Origin of the sequence: Achromobacter sp. SIMBA_011 (genome assembly GCF_046535435.1) — a bacterium.
Classification (GTDB): Bacteria; Pseudomonadota; Gammaproteobacteria; order Burkholderiales; family Burkholderiaceae_B; genus Achromobacter; species Achromobacter dolens.
Genome location: NZ_JAWRWN010000001.1, coordinates 1352961 through 1374267, shown reverse-complemented (window position 1 = coordinate 1374267; position 21307 = coordinate 1352961). Strand labels below are relative to the sequence as shown.

Annotated in this window: 15 protein-coding genes; 10 read left to right on the top strand and 5 right to left on the bottom strand. The window is 71.2% G+C overall.

Translation table 11 applies throughout. The features are described from left to right. Positions 1-31: 31 nt before the first annotated feature. From pdeM to SB816_RS06305, 5 genes are all read right to left on the bottom strand, one after another. The gene (pdeM, locus tag SB816_RS06325) at positions 32-694 is read right to left on the bottom strand and encodes a ligase-associated DNA damage response endonuclease PdeM (protein ID WP_410546651.1); all 663 of its coding nucleotides are present in this window, start codon (positions 692-694) and stop codon (positions 32-34) included. Then, positions 678-3134, bottom strand: a complete 2457-nt coding sequence (locus tag SB816_RS06320) for a ligase-associated DNA damage response DEXH box helicase (RefSeq protein ID WP_410546650.1) — start codon at positions 3132-3134, stop codon at positions 678-680. Before SB816_RS06320 ends, pdeM begins: the two co-directional genes overlap by 17 nt. Continuing rightward, positions 3131-4735 carry an ATP-dependent DNA ligase gene (locus SB816_RS06315; protein ID WP_063569933.1) on the bottom strand — a complete coding sequence of 535 codons (1605 nt, stop codon included), beginning with the start codon at positions 4733-4735 and terminating at the stop codon, positions 3131-3133. The genes SB816_RS06320 and SB816_RS06315 overlap by 4 nt, the downstream gene beginning before the upstream one ends. Positions 4736-4783: 48 nt before the next feature. Next, complete coding sequence (locus tag SB816_RS06310; RefSeq protein ID WP_410546649.1) at positions 4784-5788, bottom strand: ligase-associated DNA damage response exonuclease; 1005 nt, start codon at positions 5786-5788, stop codon at positions 4784-4786. Between the two features lie 101 nt (positions 5789-5889). Further along, positions 5890-7527, bottom strand: coding sequence for an ABC transporter ATP-binding protein (locus tag SB816_RS06305; protein ID WP_410546648.1), 1638 nt, complete (start codon positions 7525-7527; stop codon positions 5890-5892). A gap of 169 nt (positions 7528-7696) precedes the next feature. On the opposite strand from SB816_RS06305, the gene SB816_RS06300 reads away from it, so the two are divergent. From SB816_RS06300 to SB816_RS06255, 10 genes are all read left to right on the top strand, one after another. Continuing rightward, entirely contained in the window at positions 7697-9754 is a 2058-nt protein-coding gene (locus SB816_RS06300) for a PIG-L family deacetylase (RefSeq protein ID WP_410546647.1), read from the top strand. Positions 9755-9771: 17 nt separating this feature from the next. Further along, on the top strand, positions 9772-10623 hold the full coding sequence (locus SB816_RS06295; protein WP_054500793.1) for a hypothetical protein: 852 nt from the start codon (positions 9772-9774) through the stop codon (positions 10621-10623). A 202-nt stretch (positions 10624-10825) separates the two neighbouring features. Further along, the gene (locus tag SB816_RS06290) at positions 10826-12967 is read left to right on the top strand and encodes a hydantoinase/oxoprolinase family protein (RefSeq protein ID WP_410546646.1); all 2142 of its coding nucleotides are present in this window, start codon (positions 10826-10828) and stop codon (positions 12965-12967) included. Next, positions 12964-14661, top strand: a complete 1698-nt coding sequence (locus SB816_RS06285) for a hydantoinase B/oxoprolinase family protein (RefSeq protein ID WP_064525866.1) — start codon at positions 12964-12966, stop codon at positions 14659-14661. The genes SB816_RS06290 and SB816_RS06285 overlap by 4 nt, the downstream gene beginning before the upstream one ends. A gap of 66 nt (positions 14662-14727) precedes the next feature. Then, positions 14728-16314, top strand: coding sequence for an ABC transporter substrate-binding protein (locus SB816_RS06280; RefSeq protein ID WP_054500790.1), 1587 nt, complete (start codon positions 14728-14730; stop codon positions 16312-16314). Next, a complete protein-coding gene (locus tag SB816_RS06275) occupies positions 16311-17294 on the top strand; it encodes an ABC transporter permease (RefSeq protein WP_054500789.1) in 984 nt (327 codons plus the stop codon). Before SB816_RS06280 ends, SB816_RS06275 begins: the two co-directional genes overlap by 4 nt. 22 nt (positions 17295-17316) lie before the next feature. After that, the gene (locus SB816_RS06270) at positions 17317-18201 is read left to right on the top strand and encodes an ABC transporter permease (RefSeq protein WP_410546645.1); all 885 of its coding nucleotides are present in this window, start codon (positions 17317-17319) and stop codon (positions 18199-18201) included. 133 nt (positions 18202-18334) lie between these two features. Then, the gene (locus tag SB816_RS06265; protein WP_054500787.1) at positions 18335-18724 is read left to right on the top strand and encodes a BlaI/MecI/CopY family transcriptional regulator; all 390 of its coding nucleotides are present in this window, start codon (positions 18335-18337) and stop codon (positions 18722-18724) included. Next, positions 18721-20430: a M56 family metallopeptidase gene (locus tag SB816_RS06260; RefSeq protein WP_410546644.1), complete on the top strand. Its 1710-nt coding sequence runs from the start codon at positions 18721-18723 to the stop codon at positions 20428-20430. The genes SB816_RS06265 and SB816_RS06260 overlap by 4 nt, the downstream gene beginning before the upstream one ends. Positions 20431-20468: 38 nt before the next feature. Beyond that, on the top strand, positions 20469-21296 hold the full coding sequence (locus SB816_RS06255; RefSeq protein WP_063862734.1) for an OXA-364 family class D beta-lactamase OXA-364: 828 nt from the start codon (positions 20469-20471) through the stop codon (positions 21294-21296). Positions 21297-21307 lie beyond the last annotated feature (11 nt).

The window sequence follows — 21307 nt, the reverse complement described above, 5'->3', positions numbered from 1 at the left end:
GCCCCCCTTCGCGATTCCTCGTCCGGCGCCCTCATCGCGCGCGTGCGCCGACCTCGATCGCGACGCCTTCCACGCAGGCGACGACGCGCCCGTCGCCGCGATCGGCCGGATAGCCGCCGGTGAAGTCCGAAAAGGCCGGCAGGATCGTAAGACCAGGGCGCAGCCAGAACGCCGGCCAACTGCGCGGCACGCCGCGCACGGACGTTTTCGGATGCATGTGGCCGGCGATGACGTGCCGGCCGTCTGGGTCCGCCCGCGGGACATGACTGAACAGGAACGGGCCGTCAATGTGCGTCTCGCCCAACTGCCGCACGCCGAACGCCGGGCCATCCAGGGCACGGTCATGATTGCCCGCCAGCACCGCGACATCCAGCGCCGCATGGTCCCGCCGCCACGCCATCCAGGTATCGCGCCACCCCGCCTGCCCCGCGGGCCCGTGCAACAGGTCGCCCACGATCCACAGCTCGCGGGCGGCGGCGCGCGCGATCACATCCGCCAGGCGATCCAGGTCGCCGCGCGTGGCGCCGCTGGGCACCGCGATGCCCGCGCGCCGGAACACATGGCTCTTGCCCAGGTGCAGGTCGGCGATGATCAGGCGCGATCGCGCGGGCCAGAACAGGGCCCGCGTCCCCAGCAACCACATCGGCTCGTCGCCCAACAGCGCCTGCAACGCGCCCTCAGGCAAGGCGCTCATAGCGCTTCTCCAGTTGCTGCGCGGCGCGCCTGACGCGCGCCTGCCAGGTCTCGGTGCTGAGTTGACCGCGCATGCTTTCTGTCCACAGCGGGAACGACAGGGGCGTCAGCGCGCGCGGTTCGCACAGCGCCAGTTCGCGCCGCTGGCAGTCGTGCAACGCAGCCAGCAGGCGCGGCGCCTCCAGTTGCAATTCGAACACCTCGCGCTCGGCTTGCGCCAGCAGCAGGTGGTCCGGATCGTAGCGGCGCAGCACATCGTAGAGCAGCCCGCTGGAGGCCTGCACCTGCCGCAGCGAGCGTGCCGCCTGGCCGGGCAATGAAGGCGTCAACAGGCCCGCCACGCGCGCGATCTCGCGGAACTGGCGGCGCGCCATTTCGCCCAGGTTGACGCCGTCGCGCAGGTCTTCGGCCATGTGTTCGGGGCTGAGCAACTGGCGCAGCAGCGCCGCGTCCAGCGCGGCCGGCTCGGCCAGCGTCAGCATCAGCCCGTAGTCGTTGACCGTATAGGAGATCGTGTTGGCCTGCCGCCGGCCCCAGCGCAGCGCGATCATTGCCGCGATGCCTTCGTGCACGGCGCGGCCGGCGAACGGAAACAGGAACAGATGCATGCCGCGCCGCGTGCCGATGCGTTCTGCCACCAGCCGCCCCCGGTCCGGCAATGCGCTGGCCTGCGCCTGGATCCGCAGCAGCGGCGCGACGGCGCGCATCTCCGGATGCGTGCCGGGATGCGAATACAGGCTTTCCACTTCGCTGGCCAGTTGCGTCGACAGGGGCATGCGCCCGCCCTGCCAGGTGGCGACCGGGCCATCGCCGCCCTTGGCGCGGCGCACATAGGCCACCATGCCTTCCAGGCGCACCAGTTCCAGCGTGCGGCCGGCGAACTGGAAGCGGTCGCCACGCCGCAGGCGCGCCAGGAAGCCTTCCTCCACCGAGCCCAGGCTGCCCCCGCGCAGGTATTTGACGGCCACGGCGCCGTCGGCGGTGATGGTGCCGATGGACAAACGATGGCGGAACGCGACGCGCCGGTCGTGCACGCGATAGCGGCCGTCGTCGTCGCGCACTACGCGTTGATAGTCCGGATACTTGGCCAGCGCGCGGCCGCCCTGCACGATGAAGTCCAGCACCGCCTGCCAGGTGGCGCGATCGAGCGCGGCATAGGCATGCGTGCCGCGCACTTCCTGGTACAGCGCGTCGGCGTCGAAGCCGCCGCCCAGCGCCAGCGTGACGGCATGCTGGGCCAGTACGTCCAGGCTGCCGACCGGCGGCGGCCGGGATTCGATCTCGCCGCGCGCGATGGCCTGCCGGGCGGCGGCGTACTCGATCAGTTCGAGCGCCTGCGCCGGCACGCACACCACGTTGCCGGACTCGCCCGGCCGATGGCGGGCGCGGCCGGCGCGTTGCAGCAGGCGCGCCACGCCCTTGGGGCTGCCGATCTGCAACACCTGGTCCACCGCCGGAAAATCCACGCCCAGGTCCAGGCTGGAGGTGGCCACCACGCAGCGCATCGTCCCGTCGCGCAGGCCCTGCTCCACCGCCGCGCGCAGCTTGGGATCGAGCGAGCCGTGATGCAGCGCCAGGGTGCCCGGGGCCTCGGGCCAGATCGATTCCAGCGCGCGATGCCAGAGCTCGGCCTGCGCGCGGGTGTTGGTGAACAGCAGGGTCGCGCGCACGTCGAACAGGCGCTTGAAGACCCGTTCGAGCTGCGACAGCCCCAGGTGCCCCGCCCACGGCAGGGCGCGGCTGCGCTCGGGCAACAGGGTCGATATCTGTATCTTGCGCGGCCGCGCGCCCGCCACCAGGGCGCTGTCGGGCGCATGCGGCAGCAGCACCGCGCGGGCCTGGTCCAGGTTGCCCAGCGTGGCCGACAGGCCCCAGGTGCGGGCGCCGGGCGACAGGCAGCGCAGGCGCGCCAGGCATAACTGCAGCAGCACGCCGCGCTTGTTGCCCAGCAGCTCGTGCCATTCGTCCACCACGATGCCGCGCAGGGCGCGAAAGCGCTGCGACGCATCGGCGTAGGACAGCAGCAGCGCCAGGGACTCGGGCGTGATGACCAGCACATCCGCCTTGCCCTGGCGCGCCAGGCGCTTGTCGCGCGCGCTGGCGTCGCCGGTGCGCAGCGCCACCGTCCACGCCAGGCCCAGCTCGGCCGCTGTCTGTGCCAGGGCGCGCGTGGTGTCGGCGGCCAGCGCCCGCAACGGCGTCACCCACAGCACGCGCGGCCCCTCGCCCGCCGCCGCGCGCGCCGGCGCCGGATCGGCCAGCGCCTCCAGCAGCGGGCCGCCGAATGCGGCCAGCGTCTTGCCGCTGCCGGTGGGCGTATGCAGCAGGCCGGATTCGCCGGCCAGATAGCGCCGCCAGGTTTCGCGCTGGAACGCGGCGGGCTTCCAGCCGCGCGCCGCGAACCACGCCAGCAAGGGGCCGTCCCGCCGCGCGGCGCTCATCGCGCCAGGGCCTTCAGGGTATCGAGCCGGTCGGCCTGGTCGGCGCGCTTGTCGTGACGCCAGCGCAGGATGCGCGGAAAGCGCACCGCCACGCCGGACTTGTGCCGTTTGGACAGGTTGACGCCCTCGAAGCCCAGCTCGAACACCTGCACCGGGTCGACCGAGCGCACCGGGCCGAAGCGCTCGCGCGTGTGGGCGCGCAGCCAGCGGTCCAGTTCCAGGATCTCCTTGTCGTCCAGGCCCGAGTAGGCCTTGGCGATGGGCACCAGCGCGTCGCCGTCCCATACGCCGAAGGTGTAATCGGTGTAGAGCGTGCTGCGGCGGCCGTGGCCGGACTGCGCATACAGCAGCACCGCGTCGATGGTGAGCGGATCGATCTTCCACTTCCACCAGTCGCCGCGCCGCCGGCCGCTCTGGTAGGGCGCGCCGCGGCGCTTGAGCATGAAGCCCTCCACGCCGCGCTCGCGCGATTGCGCGCGCAGCACGTGGGCTTCGTCCCAGCTCGCCGGCGCCACCAGCGGCGACAGGCCCAGGCGCGGGTCGGCGCGCTCGCGCAGCAGCGCCTCCAGCCGCGCGCGGCGCGCGGCCTGCGGCTCGTCGCGCAGATCGGCGCCGTCCAGCTCCAGCAGATCGTAGGCGAGCAAGCGCACCGGCGCCTCAGCCAGCCACTTGGGTCCGGGCTTGAGCCGCTGGATGCGCGTCTGCAGGGCCGAAAACGGCATGGGATCGACGCTGTCTTCCTGCCAGGCCAGCAGTTCGCCGTCGACGACGCAGTCCACCGCCAAGGCGGCCGCGGCCGCTTCGACTTCCGGAAAGCGGCCGTCCAGGCGCTCTTCGCCGCGCGACCACAGCGCCACCTCGCCGCGCCGCCGGATCAGTTGCGCGCGGATGCCGTCCCACTTCCACTCCAGCAGCCAGTCGTCGATCGGCCCCAGCAGCGCCGGGTCGCCTTCGAGCGGCGAGGCCAGGAAAAAGGGATAGGGCTGCTGGCGGTCGCCGGGCAGTTCGTCGGCGCTGAGCAGGTCGCGCAGGAACGCGGGGCTGGGCGACCATGCGCCCAGCATGCGCTGCGCGATGCGGGCGATGGGCACGCCCGACAACTCCGCCAGCGCCTGCTGCACCATGCGTTGCGACACGCCGACGCGCAGCGCGCCGGTCAGCAGCTTGTTGAAGACCAGGCGCTCGATGTAGGGCAGCCCCAGCCAGGCCGCGACGATGACTTCGCGGCGCTCGGCCTCGTCGCGGTTGGCGACCGGCACCAGGATCTCCTCGATCCAATCGGCCAGGCCGCGCTCGGGCGCGGCGGTGCGCGGGTCGGGCACCAGCAGCGCCAGCGTCTCGGCCAGGTCGCCGACCTGGTCGTAGCAGGCGTCCACCAACCAGGGCGCGGTATCGGAGGCGGTCGCGGCCCAGGCGCGCAACTCGCCGACGGCGGCGATCTTGCGGCGCGCGCTGGTGATCTTGCCGCCCGCCAGCAGGTACAAGGCCCAGGCCGCGTCGCGCGGCGGCGCATCGCGGAAGTAGGCCACCAGCGCCGCGCGCTTGTCCAAGGTGGCGGTGCTGCGGTCCAGTTCCTGATACAACGCCGCGAATCGCTTCATGCCTGGATCCGTTCCCCTGTCGCTACGAAAATGGCGCGGCGCGCCGTGCTAGTCGTCTTCGCCATATTGCGTGGCCAGCGTCTCGGCGACGATGCCCGATTCATTCAACGTGCGCACCAGCGCGTCGGTGTCGCCATGCGTGGCGATGACGCGGCGCGCGCCCGTCTGGCGGATCGTGCGCAGCAGGTCGGGCCAGTCGGCGTGGTCAGAAACGACGAAGCCCCGGTCCATGTTGCGCCGGCGCCGGTTGCCGCGCAACCGCATCCAGCCGGACGCGAAACCGTGCTGCGCCTTGCGGAAGCGCCGCAGCCACGCGCTGCCGGCCGCCGACGGCGGCGCCAGCACCAGCTCGCCAGCAAATCCCGTGCCCGCGGCCGCCGGCGCGCCGTCCGCCTCGATGACCAGGCGCGTGTCGGGCAGCGCGATGCCGGCCTCGCGGTAGACGTCCACGCCCGCGGCAATCGCGCCATGCAGGTAGACGGGCCGGTCGACGAACGGCATCAGCTCGGCCAGCACCCGCTGCGCCTTGCCCAGCGCGTAGCAGTAGAGAATGGCCGCCTCGCCGCGCGCGGCGCAATGGTCGCGCCACTGGACGATGTCGCGCGCCACCTCCGCGGTGTCCGGCCAGCGATAGATCGGCAGGCCGAAGGTGGCTTCGGTGATGAAGGTGTCGCACGGCACCACCTCGAACGGCGCACAGGTGGGATCGGGCTGGCGCTTGTAGTCGCCCGACACGACCCACACCTGGCCGTCGACTTCGATGCGCACTTGCGCGGAGCCCAGCACGTGGCCCGCGGAATGCAGCGAAACCCGCGCCCGGCCCAGCGTGAACGGCTCGCCGTAGGCGTGGACGCGGTAGTTCTGTTCGCGCAGGCGCCATTGCAGGATCGGCAGGCCTTCGGCGCTGGTGTGGTAGCAACCCATGCCGGCGCGCGCGTGGTCGCCATGGCCATGCGTGAGAACGGCGACGTCCACGGGGCGCCAGGGGTCGATGTAGAACTGGCCCGCGGCGCAGTACAGACCCTCCGGACGCAATTGGACGATGTCGGGCATGGGCAATCTCCCGCCGTGGAGGGAGCGTCTCGCGCGAGGCGCGTGAAACGCGGCACGGCATCAGTCGGTTATACCGCGAATGCCGTATCCGGCCAAAGCCGCTATGCTGCCCGCCGCGCGGCGGCCCCGGCGGGATCCCACCCCCGGCCCGGCACCGCCGCCAGCAATGCCTGGGTATAGGAATGCGACGGCTGGCCGAAGACCTCGGCGCAAGGCCCCGCTTCCACCACCTTGCCGTCCTTCATCACCGCGACGTGGTCGCACACCTGCGCCGCGACCCGCAGGTCGTGGGTGATGAACAGGATCGACAGGCCCAGTTGCTCGCGCAGGCGCGCCAGCAGCGCCAGCACCTGGGCCTGGACCGACACGTCCAGCGCCGACACCGGCTCGTCGGCGATCAGTACGCGCGGTCGCATCGCCAGGGCCCGCGCCAGTCCCACGCGCTGGCGCTGTCCGCCCGAGAACTCGTGCGGATAGCGATTGATCGCGTCCGGCGACAGGCCGACCAGTTCGAACAACTCCCGCGCCTGGGCCCAGGCCTCGCGCCGCGGCGCGCCATGCACGATGGGGCCGCGCGCGACGATCTCGCCGACGCGCTGGCGCGGGTTGAGCGAGCCATAGGGGTCCTGGAACACCATCTGCACCCGCCGGGCGTGCGCGCCCCGCGCGGCGGCGCCCTTGAACGCCAGCGGTTCCCCGGCCAGTGTGATGGCGCCGGCATCCGGCGGCAAGAGCCCCAGCAGGGTACGCGCCAGGGTGGATTTGCCCGAACCGCTTTCGCCGACGATGCCGAGCGTGCCGCCTTCGCGCAACGTCAATGACACCCCGTCCAGCGCGTGGGTCACCCGCCCGGGCTGGCCGAACCAGCCGCGCTTGCGATAGGTCTTGGACAATCCGTCCGTAGTGAGAATGGCGGGCTTTTCCGGGGCGCCCGGGGCGCGCGCGGCTGCCGGCGCCAAGGGCGGCACGGCCGCGATCAGGGCCCGGGTATAGGGATGGCGCGGATGCCTGAGCACCTCCTCGGCGCGGCCGCTCTCCACCAGCTCGCCGCGCTGCATGACCGCGACGCGGTCGGCGATCTCCGCCACCACGCCGAAGTCGTGGGTAATGAACAGCACCGCGGTGCCGCGGCGGCGTTGCAGGTCGTGTATCAGGCTCAGGATCTGCGCCTGCGTGGTGACATCGAGCGCCGTGGTCGGCTCGTCGGCGATCAGCAGCGCCGGCTCCAGCGCCAGCGCCATGGCGATCATGGCGCGCTGGCGCTGGCCGCCGGACAGTTCGTGCGGATAGGCGCTGAACGCATGGGCGGGATCAGGCAGGCGCACCGAGTCGAGCAACCCGAGCGTTCGCCGCCGGATTTCGCCGCCTGGCAGGCGCGTGTGGGTGCGGAAGACCTCGCCGATCTGGTCGCCGATGGTGCGCAGCGGATTGAGCGCCGTCATCGGCTCCTGGAAGATCATGCCGATGCGCTGGCCGCGCAGGCGGCGCATGGCGGCCGGGGACAGGCGCAGCAGGTCCTCGCCTTCCCACAGCACCTGCCCGCCGCTGGCGCGCACGCCCTGCGGCAGCAGGCCCAGGATGGCGCCGGCGGTCAGCGATTTCCCGGATCCGCTCTCGCCGACCACGCAAACGATCTCGCCGGCGTTGACGGACAGGGACAGGTCGTGAATCGCGTGGCGCCGGTCGGCGCCCGCCGGCAGGTCGACGGTGAGGTTCTGGATGCGTAGCAGTTCGGTCATGGGATGCCGATGGTAAAGCGCACCGGGACAGCGGCTAACGACAGATCGGCGATTAGCAAATGCCCGCAGGCGTGATCCTGCGGGCCGAACTTGCTAAGATGCCCGCAATCGGTGGTTTCATACCCCGGCCTATCGGAGCGACGCCCCTTTGACGCGGACCCTCACGACCTTGCTTTCCTTTTTCGGCCAGGCGCTGCTGCTCGCCTGCCTGGCCTGCTCCGCCGCGTTCGCCGCCCCGCCCACCCTGGCGCAGTGCAATGGCATCAAGGACCTGGCCTTCGTCGCCCACCTGGATGACGACCTGCTGTTCATGAATCCGGACATCGCCTCCAACATCGCGGCGGGCGGCTGCGTGCGGGTGGTCTACCTGACCGCCAGCGATGCCGGCGAGGGCGACACCTACATGCTGGGCCGGGAGCGCGGCGTGCGCGCGGCCTATGCCTACATGGCGCGCCAGCCCGACCTGTGGAAGGAAAGCGCCGGCCATGCGGGCCCGCGCCAGATCGCGCGTTTCACCCTGTCCGGCAATCCGCGCGTGCAACTGTGGCATCTGCGGCTGAAGGACCCGTGGCTGGGCAAGGGCTGGGGCAGCCTCACGCCGCTGAGCCGCACGGAATCGGAACCGGGACAGACGGTGGACACGCTGGGGCCGTATCCGGAGGTCTACTCGCGCGAACAACTGATCGACACCCTGGCCGAACTGATCCGCCAGTACCAGCCGACCACGGTGCGGCACCTGGACGACACCATCAGCGTGCCATACACGCAACTGTGCTGGCGCTGCGCCGGCCACGGGCATCCCGACCATATCGCCAGCGCGCGGCTGGTCCGCGCCGCCATGCTGCGCGCGCCCGGCAACTACGCCGAGACCGGCTACATCGACTACCCCAGCCAGGAACGCGCCAGCAACCTCGCCGACAACGAGATCGCCAGCAAATCGGTGATCTTCCAGCACTACGCCTGGAACGACTATCACTATTGCGCAGGCCCCACCGGCTGCAAGGAGCCCGCCGGGCCCGCGGCCGCCTGGGTGCAGCGCGCGTATTACGTCTCGCGCCAGGACATGCCGCCGCAGATCTATCCGGACGGCCGCAACGGCCTGGTGGTATTCGCCGCCGGCGAGACCAACGCGGCCGCCAACCGCTGGGACGCGGGCCAGCGCCGCTGGCAGAGCCTGGGCGGGCGCACCAGCGGCCCGCTGGTGACATTCGGGCATGCCGACGGCACCGCCGGCCTGATGGCGCGCGATCCGCTGGGCGGCGTGTGGGCCAACAAACAGCGCCACGACGGCACCTGGCAGGGCTGGCAGGCCCTGGCCGGCGTGCGCGTCAGCCAGATCCCGGCCGTGGCGCCGCGCGGCGAGGCCGCCGCGGTGGCGCTCGGCTACGACGGCCTGCTGCACTGGATCGCGCCGTCCGGCATCGACGGCAGTTGGGCGCCGTGGCAGAGCCTGCCGCCCCTGGACGGCGCCACCGGCGCGCCGGCGGTCGTGCGCGGCGATGACGGCCGCTACATCGTGTTCGCATCGGCTGGCGGCGGCCAACTGTTCTACACACGCCAATTGCCGGCGCCCAAGGGCCAACGCCCCGAGTGGCATTCCTGGCGCCGCGTGCAGGCCCCCCAGGCCGCCGGCGGGCTGGCCGCGATCCGCAACCACGAGCACCGCGTCGAACTCTATTTCCGCCAGCGCGCCAACAATCACCTGACGCGGCTGGAAGAAACCGGCGACACCACCGACCTGGACATGGAATGGAGCGCGCCGACCGACCTGGGCGTGCCCTACATCGGCCGGCCCGCCATCGACGCCGATGCGCAGGGCAATGTGATCGTGGCGATCCTGGAACGCGCCGACGGACCGCTCTGGCTGGTGGAGCACGGCAAGCCGGCCAGGCTCGACGCCGAGGCCGCCTCGCCGCCGGCCATCCATCTCATCGACGGCACCTTGTACGTGGTGGCGCGCATGGCCGGCGGCCCGCAGCGCTACCAGGTGCTGTCGCGCCGCGCCGGCGTCTGGGCGGCCACCCTGACGCTGGACGGCCTGCCCGCCGCCGGCGGCGGACCGTTCGCGACCCTGGCCGCGCGGCCCGCCGACCTGCCCAAGCTGGGCGCCAACGACGCCCAGCACACGGTCGTGCTGCGGCCGTCCGCCACCGAACCGGGCACCCTGGCACAAGAAGCGATGCCCACGCAGGCCTCGCGCGCCGCCACGCCCACCCACGTGCAATAAACCAAGAGATCCCCCTCATGATCCGTCATCTGGTCCTTGCCGCGCCGCTGGCGCTGGCCGCCCTGCTCGTCCCCGGCGCCGCGCAGGCCGCCCGTGGCGCCTGCCCGCAGGCCGCGGCTGTCGTGCGCATGGCCTACCCCGAGGCGCCCGCCCCCGACGGCGAAGGCAACCTGCGCCTCGGGCGGGACAATATCGTCATCCGGATCGCCGACGCCGACGACGGCGAACCCTTCGCCGTGACGTGCAAGACCTGGCCGGCCCAGCCTGGCCTTCTGCTGGCGGCGATTCCGCTGATGCAGGACACGCCGAACCAGGACGACGGCCACACCGGCGACCTGCGGATCCTGGTGCTGGACAGCTCCTCCCTGGAAATCCGTCATGACATCCGGCTGCAAGGACTGATGTCGGACGATGCGGTACGCCTGACCAGCGTGTCCTTCGACACCGCCCGCTACGACCTCGCGCCCGGCCGCCGCGCCTTCGGCTTGCGCATCTCGCGCGTCGGCGCCTCGCGCGCCAACCCCTTCGACGAAACCAGCCTGCGCCTGTTCGACATCGGCCCCAAGGGCCTGGCGATGGTGCTCGATGGCTTGTCCGTCGCGCGCTCGAGCGGCGAATGGGACACCAACTGCGCGGGGAGATTCACCAGCCGCGCCGTGACCCTGTCCATGGCCGACACGGTCACGCAGGGATACCGCGACATCGCCACGAGTGAATCGCGCGAGTCGAGCCGGGCGGCCGTGGTGCGCGGCGATTGCGAGGAAAAAGTCGTCGACAAGGGCAAGACGCCGCGCACGCTGAAATTCGACGGCCAGCGCTATCGGATTCCGCAACCATTGCGGTCGATGGACCGCGACGGCGCGGAATAACACCCCCGCCCGACCGATCGGCGATCAGCAGATCGCCGATCGCCAGATTGCCCGGCGCCAAGGCCGGCTGGCACGAAATCCGCATATCGACATGCGAAAAACGTCCTTCTGGCAGCCGCCCTGACTGCTTAGGATCGGTCTTTTGCAAAGCCCGCCTGCCGGCGCTCCGCGAGACCCCTGCGCTTTTTCCTCCCCTGCCCACATGTCCCACTCCCCCTCTGAGTCCGCCTCGACGGCGTCGGTGCGCGTTGCCGTCGACGTCGGCGGCACGTTCACCGATATCGTCCTCGAACAGGAACCACAACGCTGGTCGGCCAAGCTGCTGACCACGCCCGACGCGCCCGAAACCGCGGTGCTGCAAGGCATCGAAGAGCTGCTCGGCCAGGCCGGCCTGGCGTGGCCGCGGGTCGACCTCCTGATCCTGGGCACCACGCTGGCCACCAATGCGCTGATCGAGCGCAAGGGCGCCCGCACCGCGCTGCTGACGACCGCGGGTTTCCGCGACCTGGTCGAGATCGGCCTGGAAGACCGCTTCGCGCAGTACGACATCTTCCTGGACAAGCCCGAACCGCTGGTGCCGCGGCCCTGGCGCTTCGGCGTCACCGAGCGCGTCGATGCGCACGGCCAGGTGCTGACGCCGCTGGACGAGGCCCAGGTGATCGCGCTGGCCGGGGAACTGACCCGCGCCGGCATCGAGAGCGTGGCGGTGTGCCTGCTGCACAGCTACGCCCATCCCGGCCACGAACGCCGCATCCGCGCGCTGCTCAAGCAACACGCGCCGCAGCTTTGGGTGTCGCTGTCTTCCGACGTCTGCGCCGAGATCCGCGAGTATCCGCGCCTGTCCACCGTCAGCGCCAACGCCTACGTGCAGCCGCAGGTGTCCGGCTACCTGCGCCGGCTGAACGACGCGGCGCGCCAACGCGGACTGCGCGACGAGCCGTTCCTGATGACCTCGGGCGGCGCCATCGCCACCTTGCAGACCGGCATCGACGAGCCGGTGCGGCTGGTGGAGTCCGGACCGGCGGGCGGCGCGATCCTGGCCCAACACATCGCCGAACAGACCGGCGCGGCGCGCGCGCTGTCGTTCGACATGGGCGGCACCACGGCCAAGATCTGCTACATCGACGACTTCGAGCCGCAGGTCAGCCGCAGCTTCGAATTCGGCCGCGTGCACCGTCACCTGAAGGGCTCGGGCCTGCCGATCCGCATCCCGGTGATCGAGATGGTGGAGATCGGCGCCGGCGGCGGCTCGATCGCGCGCGTCAACCACCTGGGCGTGGTGCAGGTCGGCCCGGACAGCGCCGGCTCGTCGCCCGGCCCCGCCGCGTATGGCAATGGCGGCGAACTGCCCACCGTCACCGATGCCCACGCGCTGATCGGCACCGTCACGCCGGAACGCTTTGCCGTCGGCAAGGTCAGCCTGCAACCCGAGCGCGCGCGCCATGCCATCGAAACCCACCTGGCGCGCCCCGCCGGGCTGGAAGCGCCGCAGGCCGCCCAGGCCATCATCGAGGTGGTCAGCGAGAACATGGCCAACGCCGCCCGCGTGCATGCTTCCGAGCTGGGCAAGGCGGCCGAGGAACACACCCTGATCGCCTTCGGCGGCGCCGCGCCGCTGCATGCCGCCGGCCTGGCGCGCAAGCTCGGCATCGGCCGCGTCATCATCCCGGAATCGGCTGGCGTGGGGTCGGCCGTGGGCTTCCTGTGGGCGCCGATCGCCTACCAGGCGGTGCGCAGCTTCCACCAGCGCCTGGCCGACATCGACCATGCCGCGGTGCAGCGCCTGCTGGACGAGCTGACCGCCGGGGTCGACACCGTGGTGCGGCGCGCCGCGCCCGAAGCGCCGCTGAGCCACAAGCGGGTGGTCTTCATGCGCTACAGCGGCCAGGGCCACGAGATTGCCGTGGACCTGCCGGATGGCCCTTTCGACGCCGCCGCCAGCGTGCGGCTGGGCGCGGCCTTCGCCGAACGCTATGCCCAACTGTACGGCCGCAGCCTGCCGCACGTGGCGCCCGAGGCCGTCAGTTGGTCGGTCGCCGCCCAGGCCGGCGAGCGCCGCGCGCGGCCGCGTGACCACATCGCCAGCGGCCCGGCCACGGCGGCGCGCCAGGCCGGCACGCGCCGGCTCTACGACTTCGACCGCAACGACTGGATCGAGGTGCCGACCTACGAACGCCAGGCGCTGGACGCCGAGCAGAAGCTGACCGGCCCCGCCCTCGTCGTGGAAGACGAGACCACCACTTTCGTGCCCGCGGGCTTCGAAGCGCGGCGCAGCCGGCTCGGCTCGCTGGTGCTGGACGATATCAAGGCGGCCGCCGCGCGCGCCGCAAAGGACCCCGCATGAGCACCGCGCAACCCACGCCCCAGCAACGCATCCGCTTTCAACTGGCCTGGAATCGCCTGCTGTCGGTGGTGGAGGAACAGGCCCAGGTGCTGATCCGCTCGGCCTTCGGCACCGCCACGCGCGAAGCCGGCGACCTGTCGGCCGGCGTGTTCCTGCCCGACGGCCGCATGATCGCCCAGGCCGTCACCGGCACCCCCGGCCACGTCAACGCCATGGCCGAATCGGTCAAGCACTTTCTCAAGGTGTTCCCGCCGGAGACCCTGAAGGACGGCGACGTGCTGCTGACCAACGATCCGTGGAAGGGCACCGGCCACCTGTTCGATATGACCATGGTGTCGCCGGTGTTCCATGACGGCGCCCTGGTGGCGCTGTTCGCCTCGACCCTGCACGTGATCGACATCGGCGGCATCGGCAGCAGCGCCGACGGCCTGGAGGTCTACCACGAAGGCCTGTTCCTGCCGATCCTGCGCTTCTTCCACCAGCACCAGGTCGACCCGGGCGTGCTGGCCATCATCCGCGCCAATGTGCGCGAACCGGAACAGGTCGAGGGCGACCTGTACGCGCTGGTGGCCTGCAACGACATCGGCGGGCGCCGCCTGAAGTCGCTGTTGACCGAGTTCCAGTTGGGCGACCTGGAATCGCTGGGCGGCTACATCATCGAGCAATCGGCGCGAGCCATGCGCCAGGCCATCGCGCAATGGCCGCAGGGCACCTGGCACAACACGCTGGTGATCGATGGCTACGACGCGCCGATCACGCTGCAGGCGAGCGTGACGGTGCGGGATGGCAAGATCCTGGTGGACTTCGACGGCACTTCGCCCAGCGTGGCGCGCGGCATCAACGTGGTCAAGGCCTATACCGACGCCTACACCTCGTTCGGCATCCGCTGCCTGATCGGCGCCGACGTGCCCAACAACGCCGGCTCGCTGTCGCTGGTGGAAGTGGCCGCGCCCGAAGGCTCGATCCTGAACGCCCGCTTCCCGGCCGCGGTGACGGCGCGCCACATCATCGGCCAGTTGCTGCCCGACGCCGTGTTCGGCGCGCTGCGCCAGGCGCGGCCCGACCAGGTGCCGGCCGAGGGCGCCTCGTCGCTGTGGAACCTGCACCTGGTCGGCGGCGAGCCGCTGGCCGGCGCCACGCAGGATGAACAGCGGGCGTTGCTGGCGGGTCCGCGCTTCAATGCGGTCAGTTTCTCCACCGGCGGCACCGGCGCCCGGCCCGGCAAGGACGGGCTGTCCGTCACTTCGTATCCCAGCGGCGTGCGCAACGTGTCGCTGGAAATCCTGGAAAGCGCCAATCCGCTGGTGTTCGAACAGAAGGAATACCGCGCCGATTCCGGCGGTCCGGGCACGGTGCGCGGCGGCCTCGGCCAGACCATCGTCGTGCGCCACGCGGATCCGCAGGCGGCCATGATCATCGCCGCCGCCTTCGACCGCGTGGTGCATCCGGCCCGCGGCGCGCTTGGCGGGCACGCCGGCGCCGGCGGCGCCCTGGGGCTGGTCGGCGGCGCGAGTCTGCGCGCCAAGGGCCGCCAACTGGTCCCGGCCGGCGAACGCCTGGTGGTGCACACCCCGGGCGGCGGCGGCCTGGGCGACCCGGCCCGCCGCGACGCCGCGCGCGTCGAACGCGACGTGCGCTACGGCCTGGTCAGCGCGGAGCAGGCCGGCAGCGCCTACCAGCACACCGGCACCTGAGCACGACCCTTTCCATCCCGCCCCGGGCGCGCCCCGGGGCCCTCATCATTTCCCCGCCCGACGATCATGAAGCCAACCCGCCGTTCCTTCCTCAGCCTGACCCTTGCCGGCCTGCTGCTGGCCGCCAGTCCGTACACCCATGCGGAACCCGCCCGCGGCGGCACGCTGACGCTGCTGCTGCCGTCCGAACCCACCGCGCTCGTCACCGTGGGCAACGTCGCCACGCCGATCCTGAGCGTCAGCGCCAAGGTCACCGAAGGCCTGCTCAAATACGACTACGACCTGACTCCCGAACCTCAGCTTGCCACCGCCTGGAACATCAGCCCCGACGGCACCGTGTACACCTTCACGCTGCGCCAGGGCGTCAAGTGGCATGACGGCAAGCCGTTCACGGCGGCGGACGTGGCTTTCTCCATCGAGCTGCTCAAGAAGATCCACCCGCGCGGCCGCAACACCTTCGCCAACGTCACCGCCATCGAGACGCCGGACGACCACACCGTGGTGCTGCGCCTGTCCAAGCCGGCGCCCTACCTGATCCGCGCCTTCGTCGCGACCGAAACGCCGATCATCCCCAAGCACATCTACGAAGGCACCGATCCGCTGACCAATCCGGCCACCTCGGCGCCGATCGGCACCGGCCCGTACAAGTTCAAGGAATGGGTGCGCGGCAGCCATATCGTCTACGAGCGCAACCCGGACTACTGGGACAAGCCCAAGCCCTACATCGACCGCCTGATCGTGCGCATCGTCGCCGACCCGGCCGCGGCCGCCATCGCCTTCGAGACCGGCACGGCCGACCTGGGCTACCGCACGCCCGTGCCGCTGGCCGACCTGGCGCGCCTGAAGGCCGTGCCGTCGCTGCGCTTCGAGACCAAGGGCAACAGCTACTCCTACAACGTGACGCGCCTGGAGTTCAATCTGGACGATCCGCACTTCAAGAATGAGAAGGTGCGCCAGGCGGTGGCCCACGCCGTCGACCGCAACGTCATCCTGAAGGTGGTGAACTACGGCGTCGGCCAGGTGGCGTATTCGCCCATCGCGCCCGGCCTGAAGACCTACAACGACCCGACGCCCACGCCCTACCCCTTCGATCTCAAGCGCGCCAACGCATTGCTGGACGAGGCCGGCTATCCCAAGGGCGCCGACGGCGTGCGCTTTCGCGTGACGCTGGACTACAACCCGATCGGCGCCGACGGCCCGCGCCTGGCCGACTACCTGCGCACCACGCTGGCGCGCGTCGGCATCGCGGTGACGGTGCGGGCCCAGGACGCCTCGGCCTTCATCAAGCGCGTCTACACCGACCGCGACTTCGCCTTCACCACCAACGGCGCCAGCAACCTGTTCGACCCCACCGTCGGCGTGCAGCGGCTGTACTGGTCGAAGAACTTCATCAAGGGAGTGCCGTTCTCCAATGGCACGCATTACCAGAACCCGAAGGTGGACCAGTTGCTGGAAGCCGCCGCGGTCGAGAACGACCCGGCCCGCCGCGTGCAGCTTTTCAAGGAGTTCCAGCAGATCGTGGCGCGCGAGGTCCCCGACCTGAACCTGTACCAGCCGGAATTCATCACCATCGCCAACCAGCGCGTGCATGACCACTCGCTGACGGCCGACGGCGTCGAGTCCAATCTGGCCGACGTCTATCTGCAGCCATGACGGCGCATCGTTCATTGCGGGTCCTGGGACGGTCGCTGCTGCAAGCGGTGCCGACCGTCATCGGCGTCGTGCTGCTCAGTTTCTTCCTGCTGCAGGCGGTGCCGGGCGATGCCGCCGACGTGATCGCGGCGGAGTCCGGTTCGGCCACCGAGGCCAGCATGGCGGCGCTGCGCAGCCACTTCGGGCTGGACCAGCCGGTGCTGCAACAACTGGGCGCCTATCTGCGGGACCTGGCCACGCTCAACCTGGGCGTGTCGCCGCGCTACAACCTGCCGGTGTCGGAGCTGATCTTCAGCCGGCTGGGCAACACCGTGCTGCTGATGGGCAGCGCGTTGGCGTGCGCGCTGGCGGCCGGCATCGCATTGGGCGCGGTCATGGCCAGCTTTGCCGGCCGCTGGCTCGACCGCGTGCTGTCGCTGGCGGCGCTGCTGCTGTATTCCACGCCCGGCTTCTGGCTCGGGCTGATGGCCATCATCCTGCTCTCGGTCAAGCTGGGCTGGCTGCCGCCCGGCGGCGTATCCACCATCGGCTCGGGCGCCACGGGCTGGGCCCACGCGCTGGACGTGGCGCGCCACCTGGTGCTGCCGACCCTGGCGCTGACCGGCTTCTACGTGGCCATCTTCGCCCGTCTCACGCGCGCCTCGATGCTCGAGGTGAACCGCCAGGACTTCGTCCGCACCGCCCACGCCAAGGGCCTGACGCCGCGCGCGGTAGCGCTGCGTCACGTGCTGCGCAACGCGCTCATCCCGGTCACCACCGTGGCCGGCCTGAACGTCGGCACGCTGCTGGGCGGCGCCGTGGTGGTGGAGACGGTGTTCAGTTGGCCCGGCCTGGGCCGCCTGGCCTACGAGTCCGTGATGGCGCGCGACTTCGTGGTGCTGCTGGGCATCCTGGTGCTGTCGTCGCTGCTGGTGATCCTGGCCAACATCCTCGTCGACCTGCTGCAGACCTTGCTCGACCCGCGCATCCGCGTGCGCTGACTCCTTCATTTCCCGACTCGCCATGACCGCTCAATCCGCTTCCGCGCCGGCGCCCGGCGCTCCTCTGCCCCGCCTGCGCCGCGGCGCGCTGGGCCGCCTGCTGGCCAACCCGGCCGCCGTGGCCGGCGCGCTGCTGCTGATCTTGATCCTGCTGGCCGCGGCCACCGCGCCGTGGATCTTTCCGCACGATCCGCTCGACATGGTGGGGCCGCCCATTCTGTGGCCCGGGCAGGACCATGAATTCTGGCTCGGCACCGACACCATGGGCCGCGACGTGGCCGCCGGCCTGGCGCATGGCGCGCGAGTGTCGCTCACGGTGGGCGTCACCGCGGCGCTGCTGAGCCTGGTGATCGGCATCGCCATCGGCGCGGCGGCCGGCTACTTCGGCGGCTGGGTCGACGTGGCGCTGATGCGCGTGACCGAGCTGCTGCAGACCATCCCCGCCTTTTTGCTGGTAGTGGTGATCGTGGCGATCGCCCGCCCCTCGGTGACGGTGATCGCGCTGTCCATCGGGGTCGCCTCCTGGCCCGTGGTGGCGCGGCTGGTGCGGGCCGAGTTCCGCACCCTGCGCGAATCCGAATTCGTGCAGGCGGCGCGCAGCCTGGGTTTCAGCCACGCCCGCATCGCCCTGCTCGAAATCCTGCCCAATGCGCTGCCGCCGGTGATCGTGACCACCTCGGTCCTGGTGGCCAACGCCATCCTGATGGAATCGGCGCTGTCGTTCATGAACATGGGCGATCCCAACGCGGTGTCGTGGGGCAGCATGATCGGCGACGCCCGCGAGATGCTGCGCACGGCCTGGTACCTGGCGGCGCTGCCGGGCGTGTCCATCATCCTGACGGTGCTGTCGCTGAACCTGCTGGGCGACGCATTGAACGACGCGTTCAATCCCCGGCTGTCGCGCTGAAGCCTTGCCGGCCCGGCGCATCGGTGGCGGGTCGGTGGCTAAAGAAGCGAAAGGAGCCGCGAAAGAAGCGGAAGTAGACAAACTTTTCTAGAACATTTATTCTAGATCGACTTTTTGTCGACTTCCCCGCTTCATGACCGTCTCCCCTTCCGCCACCGCCAAGCCCACCAGCGCCGAACTCGACGTGTTGCAGGCGCTCTGGGAAACCGGTCCCGCCACCGTCAAGCAGGTCCACGCCGCGATGGCCGCCGGGCGCGACGGCCTGACCTACGCCAACGTGCTGCGGCTGATGCAGATCATGCACGGCAAGGGCCTGCTGACGCGCGACGAAAGCGAACGCTCGCACGTCTACGCCGCCGCCCAGAGCCAGAAGGCGACCCAGGGCGGCCTGATCAAGGACCTGATCGGCAAGGCCTTCGCCGGCTCCGGCAAGGCGCTGGTGCTGGCCGCGCTGCGCGAAGGCCACGTCAGCAAAAAGGAACGCGCGGAAATCGAAGCCCTGCTGCGCGACGACAAGCTGTGACCGACTTCCTGCTCGCCACGGCCTGGACCCTCGGCGGCAGCCTGCCGGCGCTGGCCTGGAAAATCCTGTGCCTGCACGCCGCCACGCTGGCGCTGCTGACGCTGACGCGCCCCCACGATGCCCGGCTGCGCTACCTGCTGCTGGGCGCGGCGCTGTTCGCCGGCGTGGGCATCGGCGTGGCCGACGTGGCGCTGGCCTGGCGCGGCCCGCCGGCCCCGCTGCCCGCCGCGGCCGCGCCCACGGCGGAAACGACCGCCACGGCCTGGCCGCTATGGCTGGCGCTGGCCTGGCTGGCCGGCAGCGCGCTGGCGGCGCTGCGGCTGCTGTTCGGACTGGGCTGGTTGCGCGGCGTGCTGCGCGCCAGCCAGCCCTGGCAGGATCCCGCCTGGCAGGCGCGCGTGGCGGACATGGCGCGCCGCCTGCGGCTGTCGCGGGCGGTCGGCCTGCGCGTGGCGCGCAACCTGTCCACGCCGGTCACCGCCGGCTGGCTCAAGCCGGTGATCCTGGTGCCGGCCTCGCTCGTCACCAGCATGCCGGCGGACCTGCTGGCCGCGCTGCTGGCGCATGAGCTGGCCCACGTGCGGCGCCACGATTACCTGGTGAACCTGCTGCAGCACGCGGCCGAGGTGCTGTTGTTCTTCCATCCGTCGATCTGGTGGCTGTCGCGCCGCCTGCGGATCGAACGCGAGCGCATCGCCGACCAGATGGCCGCGGCGCTGATCGGCGGTCCCATGCCGCTGGCGCGGGCCCTCCACGCCCTGGAGCGCGCCAACGAAGCGCCGGCGCCGGTGGCGCCCGCCGCGCGCGACGGCGACCTGCTCGACCGCATCCGCCGCCTGGTCCGACCCGACACGCTCGCCGCCCGCCGCGCGGTGGCCCTGCCCGTGCTGGCCATGTCGTGCGCATTGGCGGGGTTTGGCGCCTGGTCGGCGCTGACGACGGGGCCGGCGCAGCCGCTGTCCGCGCAGGAGGCGCAACGCCTCATGGCGCGGCTGCCCGCGGTCCAGGCGCTGATCTCGGCCAGCGGCGCCTCCCACGTACTGGTGCAGGACACCCGCTCCGGCGCCACCCTGCTCGGCCGCGCCGAGAACGAGGCCGTGCCGATCGCCTCGCTGACCAAGCTGATGACCGCCATGGTGGTGCTGGACACCGCGCCGGACCTGTCGCGCGCCATCCGCATCGATGAGCGCGACGCGCGCGCCACCGCCGCGGGCGCCGCCTCGCCGCTGCCGGTGGGCGCCAGCGTGACGCTGGACACGCTGCTCAGGCTGGCGCTGATGGCCTCGGACAACCGCGCCGCCCACGCCCTGGCCCGCACCTATCCAGGTGGCGAGGCGGCCTTCGCCCAGGCCCTGCGGCGCAAGACCGCGGCGCTGCATCTGGAACACACCACGCTGGAGGAGCCGACCGGCCTGTCGCCCGCCAATCGCGCAAGCGCCGCCGACGTCGGCCGCATCGTCAGCGCGGCCGCCGCGTATCCGCAGATCGCGCGCGACACCACCACCCCCGCCGAGACGGTGCACGCCGCCGGCGACTCGCTGCGCTATCGCAACACCAATCCGCTGGTCGGCGCGCAAGGCTGGGACATCCGCCTGTCCAAGACCGGCGCCTCGACCGAGGCCGGACGCTGCCTGGCCATGCGGATCCACATCGACGACCGCGACCTGACGCTGGTCCTGCTCGACGGCCGCGCCGACCGCGCCTGAACGCACCTTCCGTTTTTCCCCACCACGCTTCATCGATCATGCCCCTCCGACTCCCTCTGCGCGCCCTGGGCGCGGCCCTGTCCCTGTTCGCGCTGGCCGGCGCCCCCGCCAGCGCGGCGGTTTTGTGCACCGTGGTGGCCGACGCGGCCGACGGCCGCATCGTGTTCCAGCAAGGCACGCAGGCGGCCTGCGCCGAGCGCTACACGCCCGCCTCGACCTTCAAGCTGCCGATCGCGCTGATGGGCGCGGACGCGGGCATCCTGCAAGGCGCGCACGCGCCAGTCTGGAACTACCAGCCGGGCTACCCCGACTGGGGCGGCGACGCCTGGCGCCAGCCGACGGACCCGGCGCGCTGGATCAAGTATTCGGTGGTCTGGTACTCACAACTGACCGCCCGGGCGCTGGGGCAGGAGCGCTTCCAGCGCTACGCCTCGGCCTTCCAGTACGGCAACGAGGACGTCTCGGGCGAGCCCGGCAAGCACAACGGCCTGGACGGCGCGTGGATCAACTCGTCGCTGCGCATTTCGCCGCTGGAGCAACTGGCGTTCCTGCGCAAGCTGGTCAACCGGCAATTGCCGCTCAAGCCCGCGGCCTACGATCTGGCCGAGACGCTGTTCGACGCCGGCGAGGCCGGCGGCTGGCGCCTGTATGGCAAGACCGGCACCGGCTCGCCGGGCAGCAACGGCGTCTACACGCCGGACAACGCCTACGGCTGGTTCGTCGGCTGGGCGCGCAAGGACGGCCGCCAACTGGTGTTCGCGCGCCTGCTGCAGGACGAGAAAGCGACCCGGCCCAATGCCGGTCTGCGCGCCCGCGACGAGCTGTTGCGCGAGTGGCCAGCCATGGCCGACGCGCCCCGCCAGTAGGCCGGCGCCGA